This window comes from Marinobacter sp. CHS3-4 (genome assembly GCF_030053415.1).
GTDB lineage: Bacteria > Pseudomonadota > Gammaproteobacteria > Pseudomonadales > Oleiphilaceae > Marinobacter.
In genome coordinates this window covers 34,425-49,429 of sequence record NZ_JASGBJ010000003.1, presented here as the reverse complement: position 1 = coordinate 49,429, position 15,005 = coordinate 34,425, and the positions used below count along the sequence as shown (strand labels likewise).

Annotated in this window: 16 protein-coding genes and 1 pseudogene; 9 read left to right on the top strand and 8 right to left on the bottom strand. The window is 56.3% G+C overall.

The window, feature by feature from the left end; translation table 11 throughout:
* The first annotated feature begins 43 nt into the window (after positions 1 to 43).
* Complete coding sequence (locus QLQ17_RS13915) at positions 44 to 451, top strand: thiol-disulfide oxidoreductase DCC family protein (protein WP_283210213.1); 408 nt, start codon at positions 44 to 46, stop codon at positions 449 to 451.
* A 3-nt stretch (positions 452 to 454) separates the two neighbouring features.
* On the opposite strand, the gene rarD is transcribed toward QLQ17_RS13915, so the two are convergent.
* On the bottom strand, positions 455 to 1,369 hold the full coding sequence (rarD, locus tag QLQ17_RS13910; RefSeq protein ID WP_283210212.1) for an EamA family transporter RarD: 915 nt from the start codon (positions 1,367 to 1,369) through the stop codon (positions 455 to 457).
* A gap of 110 nt (positions 1,370 to 1,479) precedes the next feature.
* Here rarD and QLQ17_RS13905 point away from each other — a divergent pair, with 110 nt between their 5' ends.
* The gene (locus QLQ17_RS13905) at positions 1,480 to 2,211 is read left to right on the top strand and encodes a sulfite exporter TauE/SafE family protein (RefSeq protein ID WP_283210211.1); all 732 of its coding nucleotides are present in this window, start codon (positions 1,480 to 1,482) and stop codon (positions 2,209 to 2,211) included.
* A gap of 242 nt (positions 2,212 to 2,453) precedes the next feature.
* Entirely contained in the window at positions 2,454 to 3,773 is a 1,320-nt protein-coding gene (locus QLQ17_RS13900; protein WP_283210210.1) for a cyclic di-GMP phosphodiesterase, read from the top strand.
* Here the strand turns inward: QLQ17_RS13900 and QLQ17_RS13895 are convergent.
* Together QLQ17_RS13895 and QLQ17_RS13890 are read right to left on the bottom strand one after the other, a co-directional pair.
* Positions 3,738 to 4,166 (bottom strand): hotdog fold thioesterase, encoded by a 429-nt coding sequence (locus QLQ17_RS13895; protein WP_283210209.1) that lies wholly within the window; start codon positions 4,164 to 4,166, stop codon positions 3,738 to 3,740. The two genes, QLQ17_RS13900 and QLQ17_RS13895, sit on opposite strands and share 36 nt — an antisense overlap.
* Positions 4,167 to 4,277: 111 nt before the next feature.
* Positions 4,278 to 5,660 carry a ribonuclease J gene (locus QLQ17_RS13890; RefSeq protein WP_283210208.1) on the bottom strand — a complete coding sequence of 461 codons (1,383 nt, stop codon included), beginning with the start codon at positions 5,658 to 5,660 and terminating at the stop codon, positions 4,278 to 4,280.
* Positions 5,661 to 5,772: 112 nt separating this feature from the next.
* Here QLQ17_RS13890 and QLQ17_RS13885 point away from each other — a divergent pair, with 112 nt between their 5' ends.
* The gene (locus tag QLQ17_RS13885) at positions 5,773 to 6,474 is read left to right on the top strand and encodes a type 1 glutamine amidotransferase domain-containing protein (RefSeq protein ID WP_283210207.1); all 702 of its coding nucleotides are present in this window, start codon (positions 5,773 to 5,775) and stop codon (positions 6,472 to 6,474) included.
* A gap of 1 nt (position 6,475) precedes the next feature.
* Here the strand turns inward: QLQ17_RS13885 and QLQ17_RS13880 are convergent, their stop codons facing one another.
* The 4 genes and pseudogenes from QLQ17_RS13880 to QLQ17_RS17180 form a co-directional block, all read right to left on the bottom strand.
* Complete coding sequence (locus QLQ17_RS13880; RefSeq protein WP_283210206.1) at positions 6,476 to 6,937, bottom strand: acyl-CoA thioesterase; 462 nt, start codon at positions 6,935 to 6,937, stop codon at positions 6,476 to 6,478.
* A 9-nt stretch (positions 6,938 to 6,946) separates the two neighbouring features.
* Positions 6,947 to 8,056 (bottom strand): S-(hydroxymethyl)glutathione dehydrogenase/class III alcohol dehydrogenase, encoded by a 1,110-nt coding sequence (locus QLQ17_RS13875; RefSeq protein WP_283210205.1) that lies wholly within the window; start codon positions 8,054 to 8,056, stop codon positions 6,947 to 6,949.
* 69 nt (positions 8,057 to 8,125) lie between these two features.
* Complete coding sequence (locus QLQ17_RS17185; protein ID WP_502867391.1) at positions 8,126 to 8,563, bottom strand: methyl-accepting chemotaxis protein; 438 nt, start codon at positions 8,561 to 8,563, stop codon at positions 8,126 to 8,128.
* A gap of 90 nt (positions 8,564 to 8,653) precedes the next feature.
* A pseudogene (locus QLQ17_RS17180) lies at positions 8,654 to 9,427 on the bottom strand (PAS domain-containing protein); the annotation flags it as partial.
* A gap of 107 nt (positions 9,428 to 9,534) precedes the next feature.
* On the opposite strand from QLQ17_RS17180, the gene QLQ17_RS13865 reads away from it, so the two are divergent.
* The 5 genes from QLQ17_RS13865 (at position 9,535) to QLQ17_RS13845 (ending at position 14,225) form a co-directional block, all read left to right on the top strand.
* Positions 9,535 to 10,857 carry a DASH family cryptochrome gene (locus QLQ17_RS13865; RefSeq protein ID WP_283210203.1) on the top strand — a complete coding sequence of 441 codons (1,323 nt, stop codon included), beginning with the start codon at positions 9,535 to 9,537 and terminating at the stop codon, positions 10,855 to 10,857.
* A gap of 40 nt (positions 10,858 to 10,897) precedes the next feature.
* On the top strand, positions 10,898 to 11,377 hold the full coding sequence (locus QLQ17_RS13860) for a DUF6231 family protein (RefSeq protein ID WP_283210202.1): 480 nt from the start codon (positions 10,898 to 10,900) through the stop codon (positions 11,375 to 11,377).
* Between the two features lie 12 nt (positions 11,378 to 11,389).
* The gene (locus tag QLQ17_RS13855) at positions 11,390 to 13,003 is read left to right on the top strand and encodes a phytoene desaturase family protein (protein WP_283210201.1); all 1,614 of its coding nucleotides are present in this window, start codon (positions 11,390 to 11,392) and stop codon (positions 13,001 to 13,003) included.
* Between the two features lie 199 nt (positions 13,004 to 13,202).
* Positions 13,203 to 13,844 carry a PEP-CTERM sorting domain-containing protein gene (locus tag QLQ17_RS13850; RefSeq protein WP_283210200.1) on the top strand — a complete coding sequence of 214 codons (642 nt, stop codon included), beginning with the start codon at positions 13,203 to 13,205 and terminating at the stop codon, positions 13,842 to 13,844.
* A 123-nt stretch (positions 13,845 to 13,967) separates the two neighbouring features.
* Positions 13,968 to 14,225 (top strand): TIGR03643 family protein, encoded by a 258-nt coding sequence (locus tag QLQ17_RS13845; RefSeq protein WP_283210199.1) that lies wholly within the window; start codon positions 13,968 to 13,970, stop codon positions 14,223 to 14,225.
* Here the strand turns inward: QLQ17_RS13845 and QLQ17_RS13840 are convergent.
* Positions 14,222 to 14,983, bottom strand: coding sequence for a fructosamine kinase family protein (locus QLQ17_RS13840; RefSeq protein WP_283210198.1), 762 nt, complete (start codon positions 14,981 to 14,983; stop codon positions 14,222 to 14,224). The two genes, QLQ17_RS13845 and QLQ17_RS13840, sit on opposite strands and share 4 nt — an antisense overlap.
* Positions 14,984 to 15,005: the final 22 nt, after the last annotated feature.

The window sequence follows — 15,005 nt, the reverse complement described above, 5'->3', positions numbered from 1 at the left end:
GGAAAAACGATTACCATCTTAGTTCACCGGACATACATCCGAAATGGTTTCCGCAGACGTATACCTGCGTCATAAACCTCTGGAGGTATCCATGGACACCCTGTTCTATGATGGGCAGTGCCCGCTTTGTGCGCGGGAAATAAACATGCTTCGCAAGCTGGAAACCGGCAATCTTGTTTTTGCGGATATTCACGCTCAGGAAAACCGGAAAGGCCTGCTCCCCGACAAAGAGGCCATGCTGCGGCGGCTGCATCTGCTCACGGGAGATGGCCAATGGGTCATCGGCCTTCCAGCCAATGTCCGTGCCTGGTCCCACACCCGCTATGGTTTTATGTTCGCCACCTTGCTGTGGCCCGTCATATATCCAATCGCCTCGCGCGTGTACGAATCCTGGGCGGACCGTCGCTACGAACGCAAATATGCGTGCCAGGCCTGCGGCATCGATTCCTGACAGTCAGTCTTTAGAAGGCAACGGCGGGCGGCCTTCAGCCGTCCGACGCCCCTGCCAGGCAGACCAGGAGTACAGAGCCAGCGCCACCCAGATCATTGCGAAACTCAACAGTTTCTCCTCACTCAGCGGCTCGTTGAACACCAGCAGCGCCAGGGCAAACTGCAGAGTCGGGTTGATGTACATCAGAAAGCCGATAGTGGCCAGACGCAGACGTCGGGCCGCACCCGCGAAAAACAGCAGTGGCACCGCCGTGACAATACCGCTGGACATCAGCAGCAGAGTCAGTTGCGGTCGATCCGTGAAGTGGGAGGTGCCGGTGATTTCCATCGCCGCCAGGGCTAAGAGACCCAGCGGCAGGAGCAGTAAGGTTTCAACGAACAGACCGGACAAACCGTCCAACGAAACCTGCTTTCTCAACAGCCCGTAGGTGCCGAAACTGAATGCCAGTAGCAGCGATATCCAGGGGACCACGCCCAGCAAAACCAGCTGGTAAAGAATTGCCACCGCCGCCAACACCACAGCGACTATCTGCAGACGGGAAATACGCTCCCGCAATACGATCAGCCCCAACGCAACGTTGACGAGGGGTGTCAGGAAATAGCCGAGGCTGGCCTGAAGCACATGGCGGGTTTCGACCGCATAAATGTACACCAGCCAGTTGAGGGCAATGAACACAGCACAACCGAGTACGAAACCCAGTTTTTTGGGCTGCGTCAGCGCGGCTTTAACCGGTGCCCAGCGCTGAAGAACGGCAATCACGATTGCCAGAAACAGGCAGGACCACACCACCCGATGAATCAGCACCTCATAGGAGGGCACCCCCGAAAACAGCGCAAAATACAGTGGGAACAGTCCCCAAAGGGTATAAGCCGACAGTCCGTAAACGACGCCTCGAGCGGGGCCTGGCTCAACCTGCATCTGGCTTCTCCTATGATGTAAACCGTTCAGATTAACAGTTTTTCTGATCTGCACCCTGTGGTATCAACACACCGAGACCCGATAATTGCTTCACGCTGGACGATTGCCACATGACTGACCTGAGCCTGCTACAACTGATCCTGGCCAACCTGGCGCTGATGGCCGGGGCCTGCCTTCAAGGGGTTGCTGGCTACGGCATCGGGACTCTGGCCGCGCCGCTTCTGTTTCTGATCAGCCCGACGCTGTTGCCCGCCCCGCTCATCCTCAACTCTGTGGTACTGGTGATCCTGATGCTTGTGCGCAACCGGCAGTCCCTGGAATTTCGCCAGGTGCGCTTTGCCATCGGCGGCGGTGTGGTCGGGGCTGTCTTCGCCGGACTCACACTCTACTGGATGTCGCCCAAAGGATTCGAGTTAGCCTTTGGTATATTGATCCTGATCGGTGTCGGCCTGAGCCTCGGTGGTCTTCGGCCTCAGTTGAATGCCCGCAACAGCACCCTGGCGGGCGTCGCGTCTACCTACATGGGCACCATCACCGCCGTGGGTGGACCACCCATTGCGATGATCTATCAGGATCAGAAAGGCCCTCTGGTGAGGGCCAACATGTCGGCGTTTTTCCTGGCAGCCAGCCTGTTGAGCATTAGCGCCCTGTTGGCCTCCGACTATCTCGGCCGAAACGAACTGATCCTCATGGGGCTCACGCTGCCGGGGGTGCTGGTTGGATTCTGGCTGTCCGGGCGACTGGTGAACCGGCTGGGTCTGGATCGAATTCGACCGTTTATTCTCGGCATTGCTGCAATCGCAGGCGTTGCAGCCCTCACCCGGGGACTGATGTCTTTATGAGCGCCCGGCGGGCCATACTCGAGCCTTTGTAGTTCACTGATCGCCCTCAAATTCGATCGGCTGGAGTACGAAACCTGTATGTTGCAGGGACGCTAGCCGCTGCTAATCTAACTTGTGGACTGTCGCTTTTTTGGTTACAACGTTTGACAAAGTTTCAACCTTATAAGCCTACAGGGTCTCGGAATTACCGGCATAATAAGCAGCTGTAACTGACGCCCCCTTAGCCAGTCGGAATCTGACGGATGAGTTCTTTTCGCCAAGACATTGTTGAAACGGAAGTTCCGGTTTCCCAGTTGGCCATCGGCATGCACGTTGTTCGTCTCGACCGGCCATGGGAGGAAACCGATTTCCTCCTTCAAGGATTCGTGATCCAGAACGACGCGGACCTGAGGGCCGTGCAGGCACAATGCGAGACTGTCGTCGTGGAAGGCCGGGTAGAAGTAGTGCCACAGCATGAAAAGCATACGGCCGCCTCCCGTGCTGGAAAATCCGGCGAGAAAAACGACACCAACTCCGTTCCGAAAAAGCGCATCACCTACATCAACAAGGTGGACATCTCGAGGGAGCTCGAGAAGGCTCGTGTCCATTATGACGCTGCCAAAACCACAGCCAAAAACATCATGTCCAGCATCCGGCTCGGGCGCATGCTGGACATCAACGAAATACGCGGGGCAGTGGACGACACGGTCGACAGCGTCCTGCGCAACGACAACGCGCTGCTGCTCCTGAGCAAAATAAAGAACAAGGACGAATACACCGCCGAGCATTGCATCAACGTGTCCATTTTGTGTGCCGCGTTTGGCAAGCACATGGGTATGCTGGAAGAGGAAATTCGCAAAGTGGCGCTGTGCGGCATGCTTCACGACGTTGGTAAGATGCGCATCGACGACGCGATTCTGAACAAACCGGGCGCGCTGACACCGGATGAATTCGCTATCATGAAAGACCACACCACCTATGGTCGCGATGTGTTGGCCGGATTGCCCACCCTTGAACACGCGGCGGTGGATGCTGCGTTTTCACATCACGAGCGCATGGACGGGTCGGGCTACCCTCGCGGGCTGTCGAGCCACCAGATCCCTTTGTTTGCCAAGATGGTTGGCCTCGTGGATACCTATGACGCCATCACCAGCTCCCGGGTCTATGACAAGGGTCGCGCCTCTATGCAGGCACTGCAGATCATCCACAAAAACAAGGGCACACAGTTCGATCCGGACCTGGCCGTGGAGTTCATCCGCATGATCGGGATTTACCCGCCCGGTTCGATTGTGGAAATGGAAAACGGCGAGGTTGGTATCGTGGTGGCCACCAACGAAATCAGCAAACTGACCCCGAAAGTATTGATGGTGCGCGATGCCGAAAAGCATCCAATCAACCCTTACCGTCAGCTGGATCTGTCCAAACGACCGAAAGACGCCTCCGGCGAGCATTACAAAATCGTCCGCGAGGTGCCGGATGGAACCTACGACATCGTGCTGAAAGACTTCATCGATCAGGGGCTGCTGAGCTACCGGCCACCCAACGCATCAGCCCCGATCGATGACGGCCATGGTAAGTCTTGATAGACAGGTGAGCTTACCGTCTTCGTTCTCCATACGGATTTCCCAGACCTGAGTTGAACCGCCCAGATGCACTGGCATGGCTGTGCCGTAAACCCAGCCTTTAGACACAGAGCGAATGTGATTGGCGTTGATGTCCAGGCCCACCGCAATCTGGTTTTCCTCTCGCAGGCAGAAATTCGCTGCCATGCTACCCAGGCTTTCCGCCAACAGGACCGAGGCGCCCCCATGCAGGATGCCAAAAGGCTGAACCGTGCGTTCGTCGACCGGGATACGACCGACAATGTAGTCCTCACCCACCTCCACATACTCGATGCCAAGTGCTTCCGCGGCGGTGTTCTTATTGGCTTTTTCCATGTTTTCGAGAGTGGGAAGAGCGCGGGTCCAGATTGCCATTGGGTACTACCTCCTGATGCGACCATTCACTGACTGTACATTCCATAGAGTGTAACCAGTTAGCCTGCGAACGACCATACTGAAATTCATACACAAAGCCATAAAATTCAATCAAGTAACCCGAACCAGTTCCTTTTTCTCCCAGCCCAGACGTCCGGTTTCCACCACCTGACGCCGCATGCCCGGTACCGGGCGAATCATGAACAGATCGCCGTTGCGGCCCAGCAGCCGTTTGGGTACACCGGTGGCCCGGGCAATATCAGCATGGGTTCGCATGTGCTGATCTTCACCGTGAACCGGAATCGCTATCTTGGGCTTTACCCATTGGTACATCGCCCTCAGTTCATCTTGAGCCGGGTGTCCGGAGGCGTGAATGGGTAGATCCGCAGTGTCAGCGGTCAGCACCTCAACGCCCATGGTTTCAAGCTGATTTATCAGGGCATCAATGGCTTCTTCGTTGCCCGGAATGGCTCGGGCGCTGAAAATGACCCTGTCCCCGGCTTCCAGCTCAAAATCCGGATGATTGCCCGCCGCCAGGCGCCTCAACGCGGTTCGTGGCTCCCCCTGGCTGCCTGTCGCCACCGCCAGCACTTCTTCACGAGGCAGATAGCCAAAATGAGACGACTGAATCAGCGAATCCGCGGTATGCCACAATCCCGCCGCTTTGGCGGCACTGCTCATATTGAGTAACGAACGGCCCATCAGCCCCATGTAGCGACCGGTTGCCCGGGCCACAGACGCCAACGTATGCAACCGGGCGATGTTGCTGCCAAAGCAGGCAACGATCACACGCCCCTTTGCCGGCTTTATGGCCTCAAGCAACCCCTTTTTAAGAGCCGACTCCGAGGTTGAATGGCCGGCCACCGTCGCATTGGTGGAATCGCACACCATGGCAGCCACGCCCTCCTCGGCCAGATCCGTAAACGTGGATCGGGAATAGCCGTGGCCCACCAGTGGTTCGTCATCGAGTTTCCAGTCGCCACTGTGAAAAATATGGCCCACGGACGTACGAATCATCAGCGCGTTGGGGTCAGGAATGGAATGGGTCAGTGCCAGCCACTGCACCTCAAACGGCCCAATGGCCCGCCGTTCTCCCTCATCCACAACATGAATAGGCACCCGATGCAGAAGCTCAAACTCCGCCAGCTTGCGGCGCAGAATCTCCGCGGTAAACCGGCTGGTGTAGATCGGACATTGCAGCAGCGGCCAGAGATAGGGCACCGCGCCGATATGATCTTCGTGAGCATGGGTAATGATCAGGCCGGCCAGCTGCTCCCGACGGTCAGCAATGAAGGCCGGGTCGGCCATTTGCACCGGGGGTTCTCCAGCATGGTGAACCGTTCCATCCGCCGACACCCGTCCGGGCTTTGGAAAGGTGACACCACAATCGACCATCAGCCACCGCCCATCATGGCCGTAGAGATTCAGATTCATACCAATCTCTCCGGTGCCCCCCAGAGGCAGAAACCACAAGTCGTGTTCATCTGGCGTCATGGTTTTCCCGTATCCCAGCATTCCAAAGGTTGAATTGATCCAATCACGCTACCAACAAGTAATCACAGGCGTTAATTAAAGAACGCAAACTGATATCAGAAGGAGCAGGCACATGAACATATTGATGGTTCTTACCTCCCATGACCAGATGGGCGACACCGGCCACAAGACAGGGTTCTGGCTGGAAGAGTTCACCGCGCCCTACTACGTGTTCAAGGATGCCGGCGCCAACATCACCCTGGCTTCCCCCAAAGGCGGACAGCCCCCGGTCGACCCGAACAGTGAAGGCGAAGATGCGCTGACCGAGACCACCCGTCGCTTTCAGGAAGACGCCCACGCCAAGGAATCATTGGCCAGCACCAAGAAGCTGTCAGATGTGAACATGGTTGATTTTGACGCCATTTTCTATCCGGGCGGCCATGGTCCGCTGTGGGATCTGGCCAACGATGAGAAATCCGCCGAACTGATCAAAACCGCGTACGAGCAAGACAAGGTTATTGGTGCGGTCTGTCACGCGCCGGCCGTCTTCAAGAACGTCGAGATCAAGCCGGGACAAAACCTGGTTGGCGGTCGCAACGTCACCGGTTTCAGCAACAGCGAGGAAGAGACCGTTGGGTTGACCAACATCGTGCCCTTCCTGCTGGAAGACATGCTGAAAGAGAAAAACGGTACCTACACGTGCGGAGATGACTTTACGCCGCACATCGTGGTGGATGGTCGACTGATCACGGGTCAGAACCCGCCCTCATCAGAAGGCACCGCCAAAGCCGTACTGCAAGCGTTGGAAGACGCCAAGGCTTCCCACGGCAACTAATTCAGGCTGACCCCTGATGCTCCCCGGCGTGGCTAATCAAAACGCCGGGAGCCCCCTCCTCAAGCTGTGCCCGGATAGATGCCGGCACAGCTTTTTTTTGCATCACGGACGGCTGGATCATCACATAAACAATGTCCGCCTCAGCCACCTGGACATCATCACCAAAGCGGACAAAATCCAGATGCAGGGTGAACGAGGTGTTGCCCAGGCGCCCTGCGGATATCCGCGCTTCCAGCACGTCGTCAAACCTGGCAGGCGCCCGATAGTTCATATTCAGGCTGACCACCTGAATGTCCAGATCCTGATCCAGCAACCGCTGGTAATCCCCAAACAGCGTGCGGATGTACTCGTTGACGGAAATATCCACGTAGTCTGCATAACGGGCGTTGAACACCACGCTCTGGGCGTCGCATTCCGCGTAACGAACGCGGAAGCGAAACCGGAACGGCATCGAATCATTCATGCCGGCCCCTTAATAGTGGATCACTGAACGAATGCTCTTACCCTCATGCATCAGGTCAAAGGCCTCATTGATCTTCTCAAGCCCCATTTCATGGGTGATAAACACGTCCAGCGGAATCTCTCCTGTCTCGGCTTTTTTCACGTAACCGGGTAGCTCGGTGCGACCCTTAACACCGCCGAACGCCGAGCCTTTCCAGACCCGTCCGGTGACCAGCTGGAATGGGCGGGTACTGATTTCTTCGCCAGCACCAGCCACGCCAATGATGATGGATTCGCCCCAACCTTTGTGGCAGCACTCCAGAGCTGAACGCATAACCTTGACGTTGCCGATGCACTCGAACGAATAGTCCACGCCGCCATCGGTCATTTCAATAATCACTTCCTGAATGGGCTTGTCGTAATCGTTAGGGTTCACCACGTCAGTGGCACCAAGCTGCCGAGCTATGTCGAATTTACCCGGGTTGATGTCGATAGCAATGATACGGCTGGCTTTGGCCATGGTCGCGCCAATGATGGCGGCCAAACCGATACCGCCAAGCCCGAAGATGGCCACGGTCGCGCCTTCTTCTACCTTCGCGGTGTTCAGCACGGCGCCAATACCGGTGGTTACACCGCAACCCAGAAGACACACTTTCTCAAGCGGCGCTTCTTTCGGAATCTTGGCCAGGGACACTTCTGGCAACACGGTGTACTCGGAAAACGTCGAGCAGCCCATGTAGTGATAAATCGGCTTGCCCTGATAGGAGAACCGGGAGGTGCCATCCGGCATCACGCCTTTGCCCTGGGTTTCCCGGACCGATCCACACAAATTGGTCTTGCCAGAGGTGCAAAATTTGCACTGGCCGCATTCTGCGGTATAGAGCGGAATAACATGATCGCCGACTTCCACCGACGTCACACCCTCGCCCACGGCCTCGACAATGCCACCGCCCTCGTGTCCGAGAATTGCCGGGAAATTGCCCTCTGAGTCGGCGCCCGATAGCGTATAGGCGTCGGTATGGCAGACACCGGTGGCCACAATGCGCACCAGCACTTCGCCTTTTTTGGGCGGTTCCACATCGACTTCGACAATCTCTAACGGTTTGTTTGGCTCAAATGCAACGGCGGCACGGGATTTCATGGCAGTGATTTCCTCTTACAATCGCCGAGAGCGATCTGCTTCGGCTCAGTGTGGTCATAAGTTGATTGATCAGCCTTCTATGCGGTCAATCGAATCGCGAACATCGTCTGCACCCGACTGAATTTCGGATACGATGGACTCGGCCTCCGCAACTTGCTCACGTCCTTCTACCGCCTTGCCAAGGGCTTCGTCAATTCGACGTTCAACGCCCCCTGACAGCTCGAGTACCGTATTGATCACCTCGGCGATTTCCTTGGTAGCCTCACCCGTGTTGCCAGCCAGCTTACGAACCTCGTCGGCCACCACAGCGAACCCGCGCCCGTGTTCACCGGCACGAGCCGCCTCAATGGCCGCGTTCAGTGCCAGCAGGTTGGTCTGGTCTGCAACCCCCGAGATAGTATCCACCATTTTCTCGATGTTCTGGGACCGTTCGTTTAACTCTGCGATGTTGGCTTTTGCGGCGTGAATTCGCTTTTCGATATCCTCGGAAGTGGATCGGGAATGCACCAGAGCCTCACGGGCACGGGTCGCAATATCTGCCGTTTGATTGGCAGTGGTTGAGGCTATTTCCGCAGCTTCACGCGTCTGATTTTCCTGCTCGGTCCGGTCAGTGATATCGCTGGCCAGTTTGATGACCTTTTCAACCTGGCCATTCTCGTCAAAAACCGGGTTGTAGCTTGCTTCCAGCCAGAGATCGGAACCATCCGCGCGAACGCGGTGAAATTTGCCGCTAGTAAGTTCACCCTTGGCAAGAAGCTCCCAAAAATTGGGATTTTCGTTGTAAAACGAGTCATCACAAAACATTCTGTGATGCTTGCCCTGAATCTCCTCCAGGCGATAGCCGATGGCATCAAGAAAATTCTGATTGGCTGTGAGAATCGTTCCATCCGGCTTGAACTCGATGACGGCCATCGACCGATCGATGGCTTCGAAGGCAGCTTCCTGATCTTTCAGCCTCTCGTGTTCCGCCGTCACGTCGGAGGCAATTTTTACGATCCGTTCCACCTGACCATCCACACCCCGCACCGGAAAATAGGTCGCTTCCAGCCACAGCTTCTGGCCCTTTTTGGTTTGCCTTGGAAACCGTCCATTGTGGGAACGACCCTGGCGCAGGTGCTCCCAGAAAGACCGGTACTCTGCCGTCTCTGCATAATCGGGCTTACAAAAAATGCTGTGATGAGCGCCAAGAACCTCGTCACGGCGATATCCCACAGCGTCGAGGAAGAGGTCGTTCACTTTAAGGATGTGACCATCTGGTGAGAATTCGATCGTTGGCATGGTTTGCTGAATTGCTTCGAGCACTGCGTTGCAGCGCCCTGACTCAACTTTCAAATCCTCAATGAATTGTTGTTTTTTTCGAGTCAAAAACATAGCCGTTCTCTTCGTCGATACTGATCAAGAAAACCAAAGAAGTCGCAGTACGTACAATATAGTCGCACCGATTAGGTCTAACACGACAATATGCCAGAGGTAGTTCCGTGAACACGCTCTACTGGTTTACCCGAGATCTTCGCCTGCACGACAACGCTGCCCTACTGGCCGCCTCGAAATCCGACTTGCTACTTTGTGTTTACGTAGTAGATCCCCGCTGGTTCAAACCGGGGCCGCTTCAGAGCCGGGCGATGGGTGCGCACCGCTGGCGGTTCCTGTGGCAAAGCTTGATGGCGCTTGAGAAGAGCCTGAGGCCCATGGGGCAGCGTTTGCACATTGCTTACGGAGAACCTGAGAAAGTCATTCCATCACTGGTGGGCGGCCACGGAATCGATCGGGTCATTCGATCCCGCCAACCGGGAACGGAAGAAGCGGGACAGTGGCAGACGCTGAAAGACCAACTCTCTGACACCGTGTTTCAACAATTCGAAACACTGAGCCTGTTCACCGAGGGCTCCCTGCCGATGGCGCTGGGCGACCTGCCAGAAACCTTCTCCCAGTTCCGAAAAAAGGTGGAGAAAACCGGTCAGCGACATTCCGAAGCCATCCGCATTCGTACACTGTCCGCGCTGCCCCCACCTCCCGGTTTCGCCGAGGATAACCGCGGTGACTGCCCACCCATTCCCGAGCCCAAACACCCGTTGGATTTTCGTGGCGGTGAGGACGCTGGCCTGGCGCGCTTGAAGGAATACACCTATGGCAACCACGGCATTGCCACCTACAAAGAAACCCGAAATGCGCTGGACACCTGGGACGCCTCGTCCAAATTCTCGCCCTGGCTGGCCAACGGCTGTCTGTCGGCGCGGGAAGTCGCGGAGACGGTCGAGGAATACGAGCGAACCGAAACCGCAAACAAATCCACCTACTGGCTCTGGTTCGAATTGCTGTGGCGCGAATATTACTACTGGTACGCGCTGAAACACGGTGCCAACCTCTTCCGCCGGGACGGGGTACAACGCAAACGCCGACCGGCCACATTTTATGGCCACCGTTTCATGGCCTGGTGCCAGGGCAACACCGAAAACCCGTTGGTCAATGCGGCGATGAATCAGCTGCGGGAAACCGGTTACATGAGCAACCGTGCCCGTCAATTGGTGGCCAGCTGTTTCGTCAATGAACTGGAGCTGGACTGGCGCTACGGCGCTGCCTGGTTTCAGGAACAGCTGATCGATTACGACGTCGCCAGTAACTGGGGCAACTGGCAGTACCTGGCGGGCGTTGGCGCCGACCCGCGAGGCCTGCGTCAGTTCAATCTGGAAAAACAGGCTCAGCAGTACGACCCGGAGGGAGAGTTCGTTCGCCGCTGGCACGGCCAGACTGATCAACCGGTGGGCCTTCACACAGTTGATGCTGCGGACTGGCCGGTGTAATACTCACTGTCCCACACATCGCCCAAAGGACGCCCGCATCATGACCACCAGCCATCAGGCCCTGGCCCGAATTGTGGACACCTGCCAGCCCCGCAGTCTGGTGGTGTGCGGCGACATTGCCAACGACGTCGGCCAGCACTGGCACCAGCACCATGAGTCCTCATCGGTGATCACTCTGGACGCCTACGCGCCCAACAGCGCCTTCCCGCTGCCGGAAACCCAGGACCTGGCCTTGATTACCCACACCCTGGAAGCACTCGACCACAGCGACGGCGAAATACTGCTCGGGCAGCTAAGAAATTACGGGACTCATCAGATTGCCGTCGTTGTTGGCCCCGAGCAGGGTTGGAATTTCAAGGATTTCATTGGTCTGGGATTTCGCCGTCAGGCCGAACTGGACGATAACGGGACTGAACGAACGCTCTACACCTACAACATCGACAACTACAACCATAAACGCGCCTGGAACAACCCAAAGAATTGGGCCAACCCGGAAATGTGGGGCAAGGCGTGGTGGTAAGGACACTGTGATATGAAACCAAGCACCATTCGAATCGGGCGCCGCTACCGCGCCAACCGCCTTGACGGCCCCTACGACGCCATCGTTATCGGCTCTGGCATTGGCGGCCTGACCACGGCCGCCTGCCTGTCCAAAGCCGGCAAGAAGGTACTGGTACTTGAGCAGCATTACACCGCTGGCGGGTATACCCACAGCTACGCCCGTAACGGTTACGAGTGGGACGTGGGTGTTCACTACATTGGCGACATGGGAAGCTCCCACACCCTGGGCCGAAGACTGTTTGATTACATCACTGACGGCGAACTGGACTGGGCGCCGATGGACGAGAACTACGACCGCTTTTTCCTGGGCGACAAAGTCGTGAATTTGCGGGCAGGCAAAGCCGGTTTCCGTCACTCACTGGTCAGCGAATTTCCCGACGAAGAAGAGGCCATTGATCAGTACATCCATCTGTTGGGCAAAGTCGCCGGGGGGATGCAGTTCTATACTCTGGGCAAGCTCTCTCCCTCATTACTCAGTCCGCTGGTCGGGAAAGGGCTTGACCTGACCCTGCCAGACTGCTTCAACAAAACGACTTATGAAGTGCTGCGCGAACTGACCGATAACGAAGAGTTGATCGGCGCCATCACCGGCCAATGGGGCGACTGTGGTGTCACTCCGAAACAGTCCAGCTTTATGATTCACGCACTGATCGCCAAGCACTACATCCATGGTGGTTATTACCCGGTCGGCGGGGCGTCGGAGATCGCCAAAACCATCATTCCGGTGGTGCAGCAATCCGGCGGGGAAGTGTTCACCTACGCCGACGTCACTGACATCCTGATTCAAAAAGGCAAAGCAGTGGGCGTTCGCATGGCGGATGGCGAGGAAATCAAGGCACCGATGGTGATCAGCAACGCTGGGGTGATCAACACCTTTGAGCAACTGCTCCCACAAGAAGTTGCCGAACAATGCGGCTATCAAAAGAAGCGAGAACACATACAACAGTCCATGCCTCACATCGGTCTGTATCTGGGCCTGCAAGGTACTCCTGAAGAACTGGACCTGCCGCGCACCAACTTCTGGATTTACCCCAGCGCGCACCACGATGACAACGTGGAGGCATTCCTGCAGGACACCAACGCGGAATTTCCAGTGGTCTATGTATCCTTCCCGGCGGCGAAAGACCCGGACTACCAGAACCGCTGGCCCGGCACGTCTACGATCGAAGTAGTTGCCCCCACCACCTGGGAAATGTTCGAAGCCTGGAAGGACACCACCTGGGGCAAGCGGGGTGATGACTATGAGGCGCTGAAAGAACAGATCACTGAACGCATCATGGAAGTGGTATACAGCAAGCTGCCTCATTTGCGGGGCAAGGTGGACTACCTGGAAACGTCGACACCGCTTTCGACGGCCTGGTTCTGCCGCTATGAACGCGGCGAGCTCTATGGTCTGGACCACACTCCCGAACGTTTCGATCAGCAATGGTTAAAGCCCAAAACCGACGTACCAGGGCTCTACCTGACCGGTCAGGACATACTGACGTGTGGCGTTGTCGGCGCCATGATTGGCGGGCTGATCACCTCCCTTTCGATTCTCGGACTGCGGGGCGCTCCCCTGGCCAAACGAATCTTCGTAGGTTGATTTTCACTGGAAGACTGTCGATTTTCTTTACATTCGGGCAGCACGGCTGCCCGCTTGGCCAACGTAACTTCCTATCAAATCAGGATTTTCACCGACTGGCACCGAACCTGCTTACTTTCTGTACATGACGAATAACCATACAGCACTTGTGCGTGTCGTGACACGAATCCTTTAGCAGTAGAATTATTGAGGCAGTACCATGAAAATCTCCATCAAATCCGTTCTTTCAGCATCGGCCCTGGCCTTGTTCTTTACCACCAGCGCCCAGGCTGTCCTAGTCACCGTCGAAGACGGTGGCCAGACCACCACAACCGTGACAGGGGCCAGTGTCGAGACCTTTAACGACGGCAATTGCGGCACCTATGTCAGCTGCACTGGCAACTTTCAGATTGTCAGTGGTTCAGAAAGCGGTAAGTACGCCCAACCGGCAGACACCGGCACCAAGTACCTGTCAGTTCCAAGAGAAGGTAGCTCTGGCACAGCGTCTTTGATGCTTGGCACAACCGCCAATTACTTCGGCTTGTATTGGGGATCGATCGACACCTACAACACCCTGACATTTCTGCTGAATGATCAGGTCGTTGATGCGTTTACCGGGACCGAAATTGCGACCTACATTCCGGGCGCAGCCGATGGCAACCAAACCTCTTACAGCAGCAATCGTTACTTTAATTTCTTCTTTGGAAGCCAGACCTTTGACGAAGTCCAATTGACAAGCGACGGCTATGCCTTTGAAACCGACAACCACGCCTTCGCCACCGTGTCCGAGCCAGGCACATTGGCTCTGATGGCGCTCGGCGTGATCGGTCTGCTGATGGCCCGCAGCCGCAAGCAAGCCTGATCGACCTCAAAAGGCGAACGTTCTCTGAATCGGGGCACCCTCTGGGTGCCCTTTTTTTGTGGGCGGGCAACTGAGCGGCGGGGCCACAACAATCCGCCTGCGTGTACGCCCGTATATCAACCCATGAGCCAAACCAAACTGACCGAACCAGACCTCTCCCGAGTCATCGAAATGGCCTGGGAAGATCGCACCCCATTCGAAGCCATCGAATCGCTCTACGGCCTGTCTGAAAAAGAGGTCATCAAGGTGATGCGTCGATCCCTGAAACCCTCCAGTTTCCGCCTTTGGCGAAAACGGGTCAGCGGCCGCAAAACCAAACATCGGGCATTGCGTCCCGAAAGCGTCTTGCGGGGCTACTGCCCGACCCAGTACAAACGCTAGAGGCGTTCCAGCGCCTGTATATTGCGACGGCAACTCCCAAGATAGGATGAACCAAACAGGTTGTAGTGATTCAGCGTGTGGTAGAGGTTATAGATGGGACGCTTGAGGCTGTAGCGCCTTGTTCGCGGGTAGACCGAATCGTAAGCCCGATAGAAGGTTGGAGAGAAGCCCCCGAACAATTCGGTCATGGCGATATCCGCCTCCCGATCACCAAAGTACACCGCCGGATCGATCAACCAGGGCCCCTCATCGTCAAACAGAGCATTGCCGCCCCAGAGGTCGCCGTGTAACACACTTGGATGCTCACAATGCTCGTTCAGGAAGTCACGCAGGGCCGCGGCATGCTTTTGCAGGGTGGTTTCAAATTCTTCTCTGACGTGAGCGTCTCGAATCATCTCCAACTGAGGCCTGAGGCGGTAATCCAGATAAAAGCGGCCCCAGTCGTCCATCCGGGTGTTGTACTGGCGTGAAAGGCCAATCATGTTGTCGTGATCCAGCCCGTAATCCGGCTTCGTCTGCAGGTGCATACGAGCCAGCCCTTCCCCCAGCGCCTTCATGTGTCGATCCGTTGCCGGCGCACTGACGACCTGGGGGATCACCAGTTCTGATTCGGTTGATCGGATAACCTCGGGCACCTTCAAGCAACCCGGCCCCGTTTCACCGGCATCACGCAGCGTGGCGGCCAACAATTGAAGGCCTTCGGCCTCGCGAATCAGCGCGTCGCGAAAAGAGGTTGCATTACGTTTGATAAATTCCATCATTCCGTCAGTATAGAAGTTC

Bases quoted from the DNA above. Each gene is read 5' to 3' on its own strand.
- QLQ17_RS13885 (WP_283210207.1), top strand. From the start codon at position 5,773: ATGAACATATTGATGGTTCTTACCTCCCATGACCAGATGGGCGACACC.
- QLQ17_RS13900 (WP_283210210.1), top strand. From the start codon at position 2,454: ATGAGTTCTTTTCGCCAAGACATTGTTGAAACGGAAGTTCCGGTTTCC.
- QLQ17_RS13915 (WP_283210213.1), top strand. From the start codon at position 44: ATGGTTTCCGCAGACGTATACCTGCGTCATAAACCTCTGGAGGTATCC.
- QLQ17_RS13840 (WP_283210198.1), bottom strand. From the start codon at position 14,983: ATGGAATTTATCAAACGTAATGCAACCTCTTTTCGCGACGCGCTGATT.
- QLQ17_RS13880 (WP_283210206.1), bottom strand. From the start codon at position 6,937: ATGAATGATTCGATGCCGTTCCGGTTTCGCTTCCGCGTTCGTTACGCG.
- QLQ17_RS13845 (WP_283210199.1), top strand. From the start codon at position 13,968: ATGAGCCAAACCAAACTGACCGAACCAGACCTCTCCCGAGTCATCGAA.
- QLQ17_RS13890 (WP_283210208.1), bottom strand. From the start codon at position 5,660: ATGACGCCAGATGAACACGACTTGTGGTTTCTGCCTCTGGGGGGCACC.
- QLQ17_RS13875 (WP_283210205.1), bottom strand. From the start codon at position 8,056: ATGAAATCCCGTGCCGCCGTTGCATTTGAGCCAAACAAACCGTTAGAG.
- QLQ17_RS13855 (WP_283210201.1), top strand. From the start codon at position 11,390: ATGAAACCAAGCACCATTCGAATCGGGCGCCGCTACCGCGCCAACCGC.
- QLQ17_RS13895 (WP_283210209.1), bottom strand. From the start codon at position 4,166: ATGGCAATCTGGACCCGCGCTCTTCCCACTCTCGAAAACATGGAAAAA.
- rarD (WP_283210212.1), bottom strand. From the start codon at position 1,369: ATGCAGGTTGAGCCAGGCCCCGCTCGAGGCGTCGTTTACGGACTGTCG.
- QLQ17_RS13850 (WP_283210200.1), top strand. From the start codon at position 13,203: ATGAAAATCTCCATCAAATCCGTTCTTTCAGCATCGGCCCTGGCCTTG.
- QLQ17_RS13905 (WP_283210211.1), top strand. From the start codon at position 1,480: ATGACTGACCTGAGCCTGCTACAACTGATCCTGGCCAACCTGGCGCTG.
- QLQ17_RS13860 (WP_283210202.1), top strand. From the start codon at position 10,898: ATGACCACCAGCCATCAGGCCCTGGCCCGAATTGTGGACACCTGCCAG.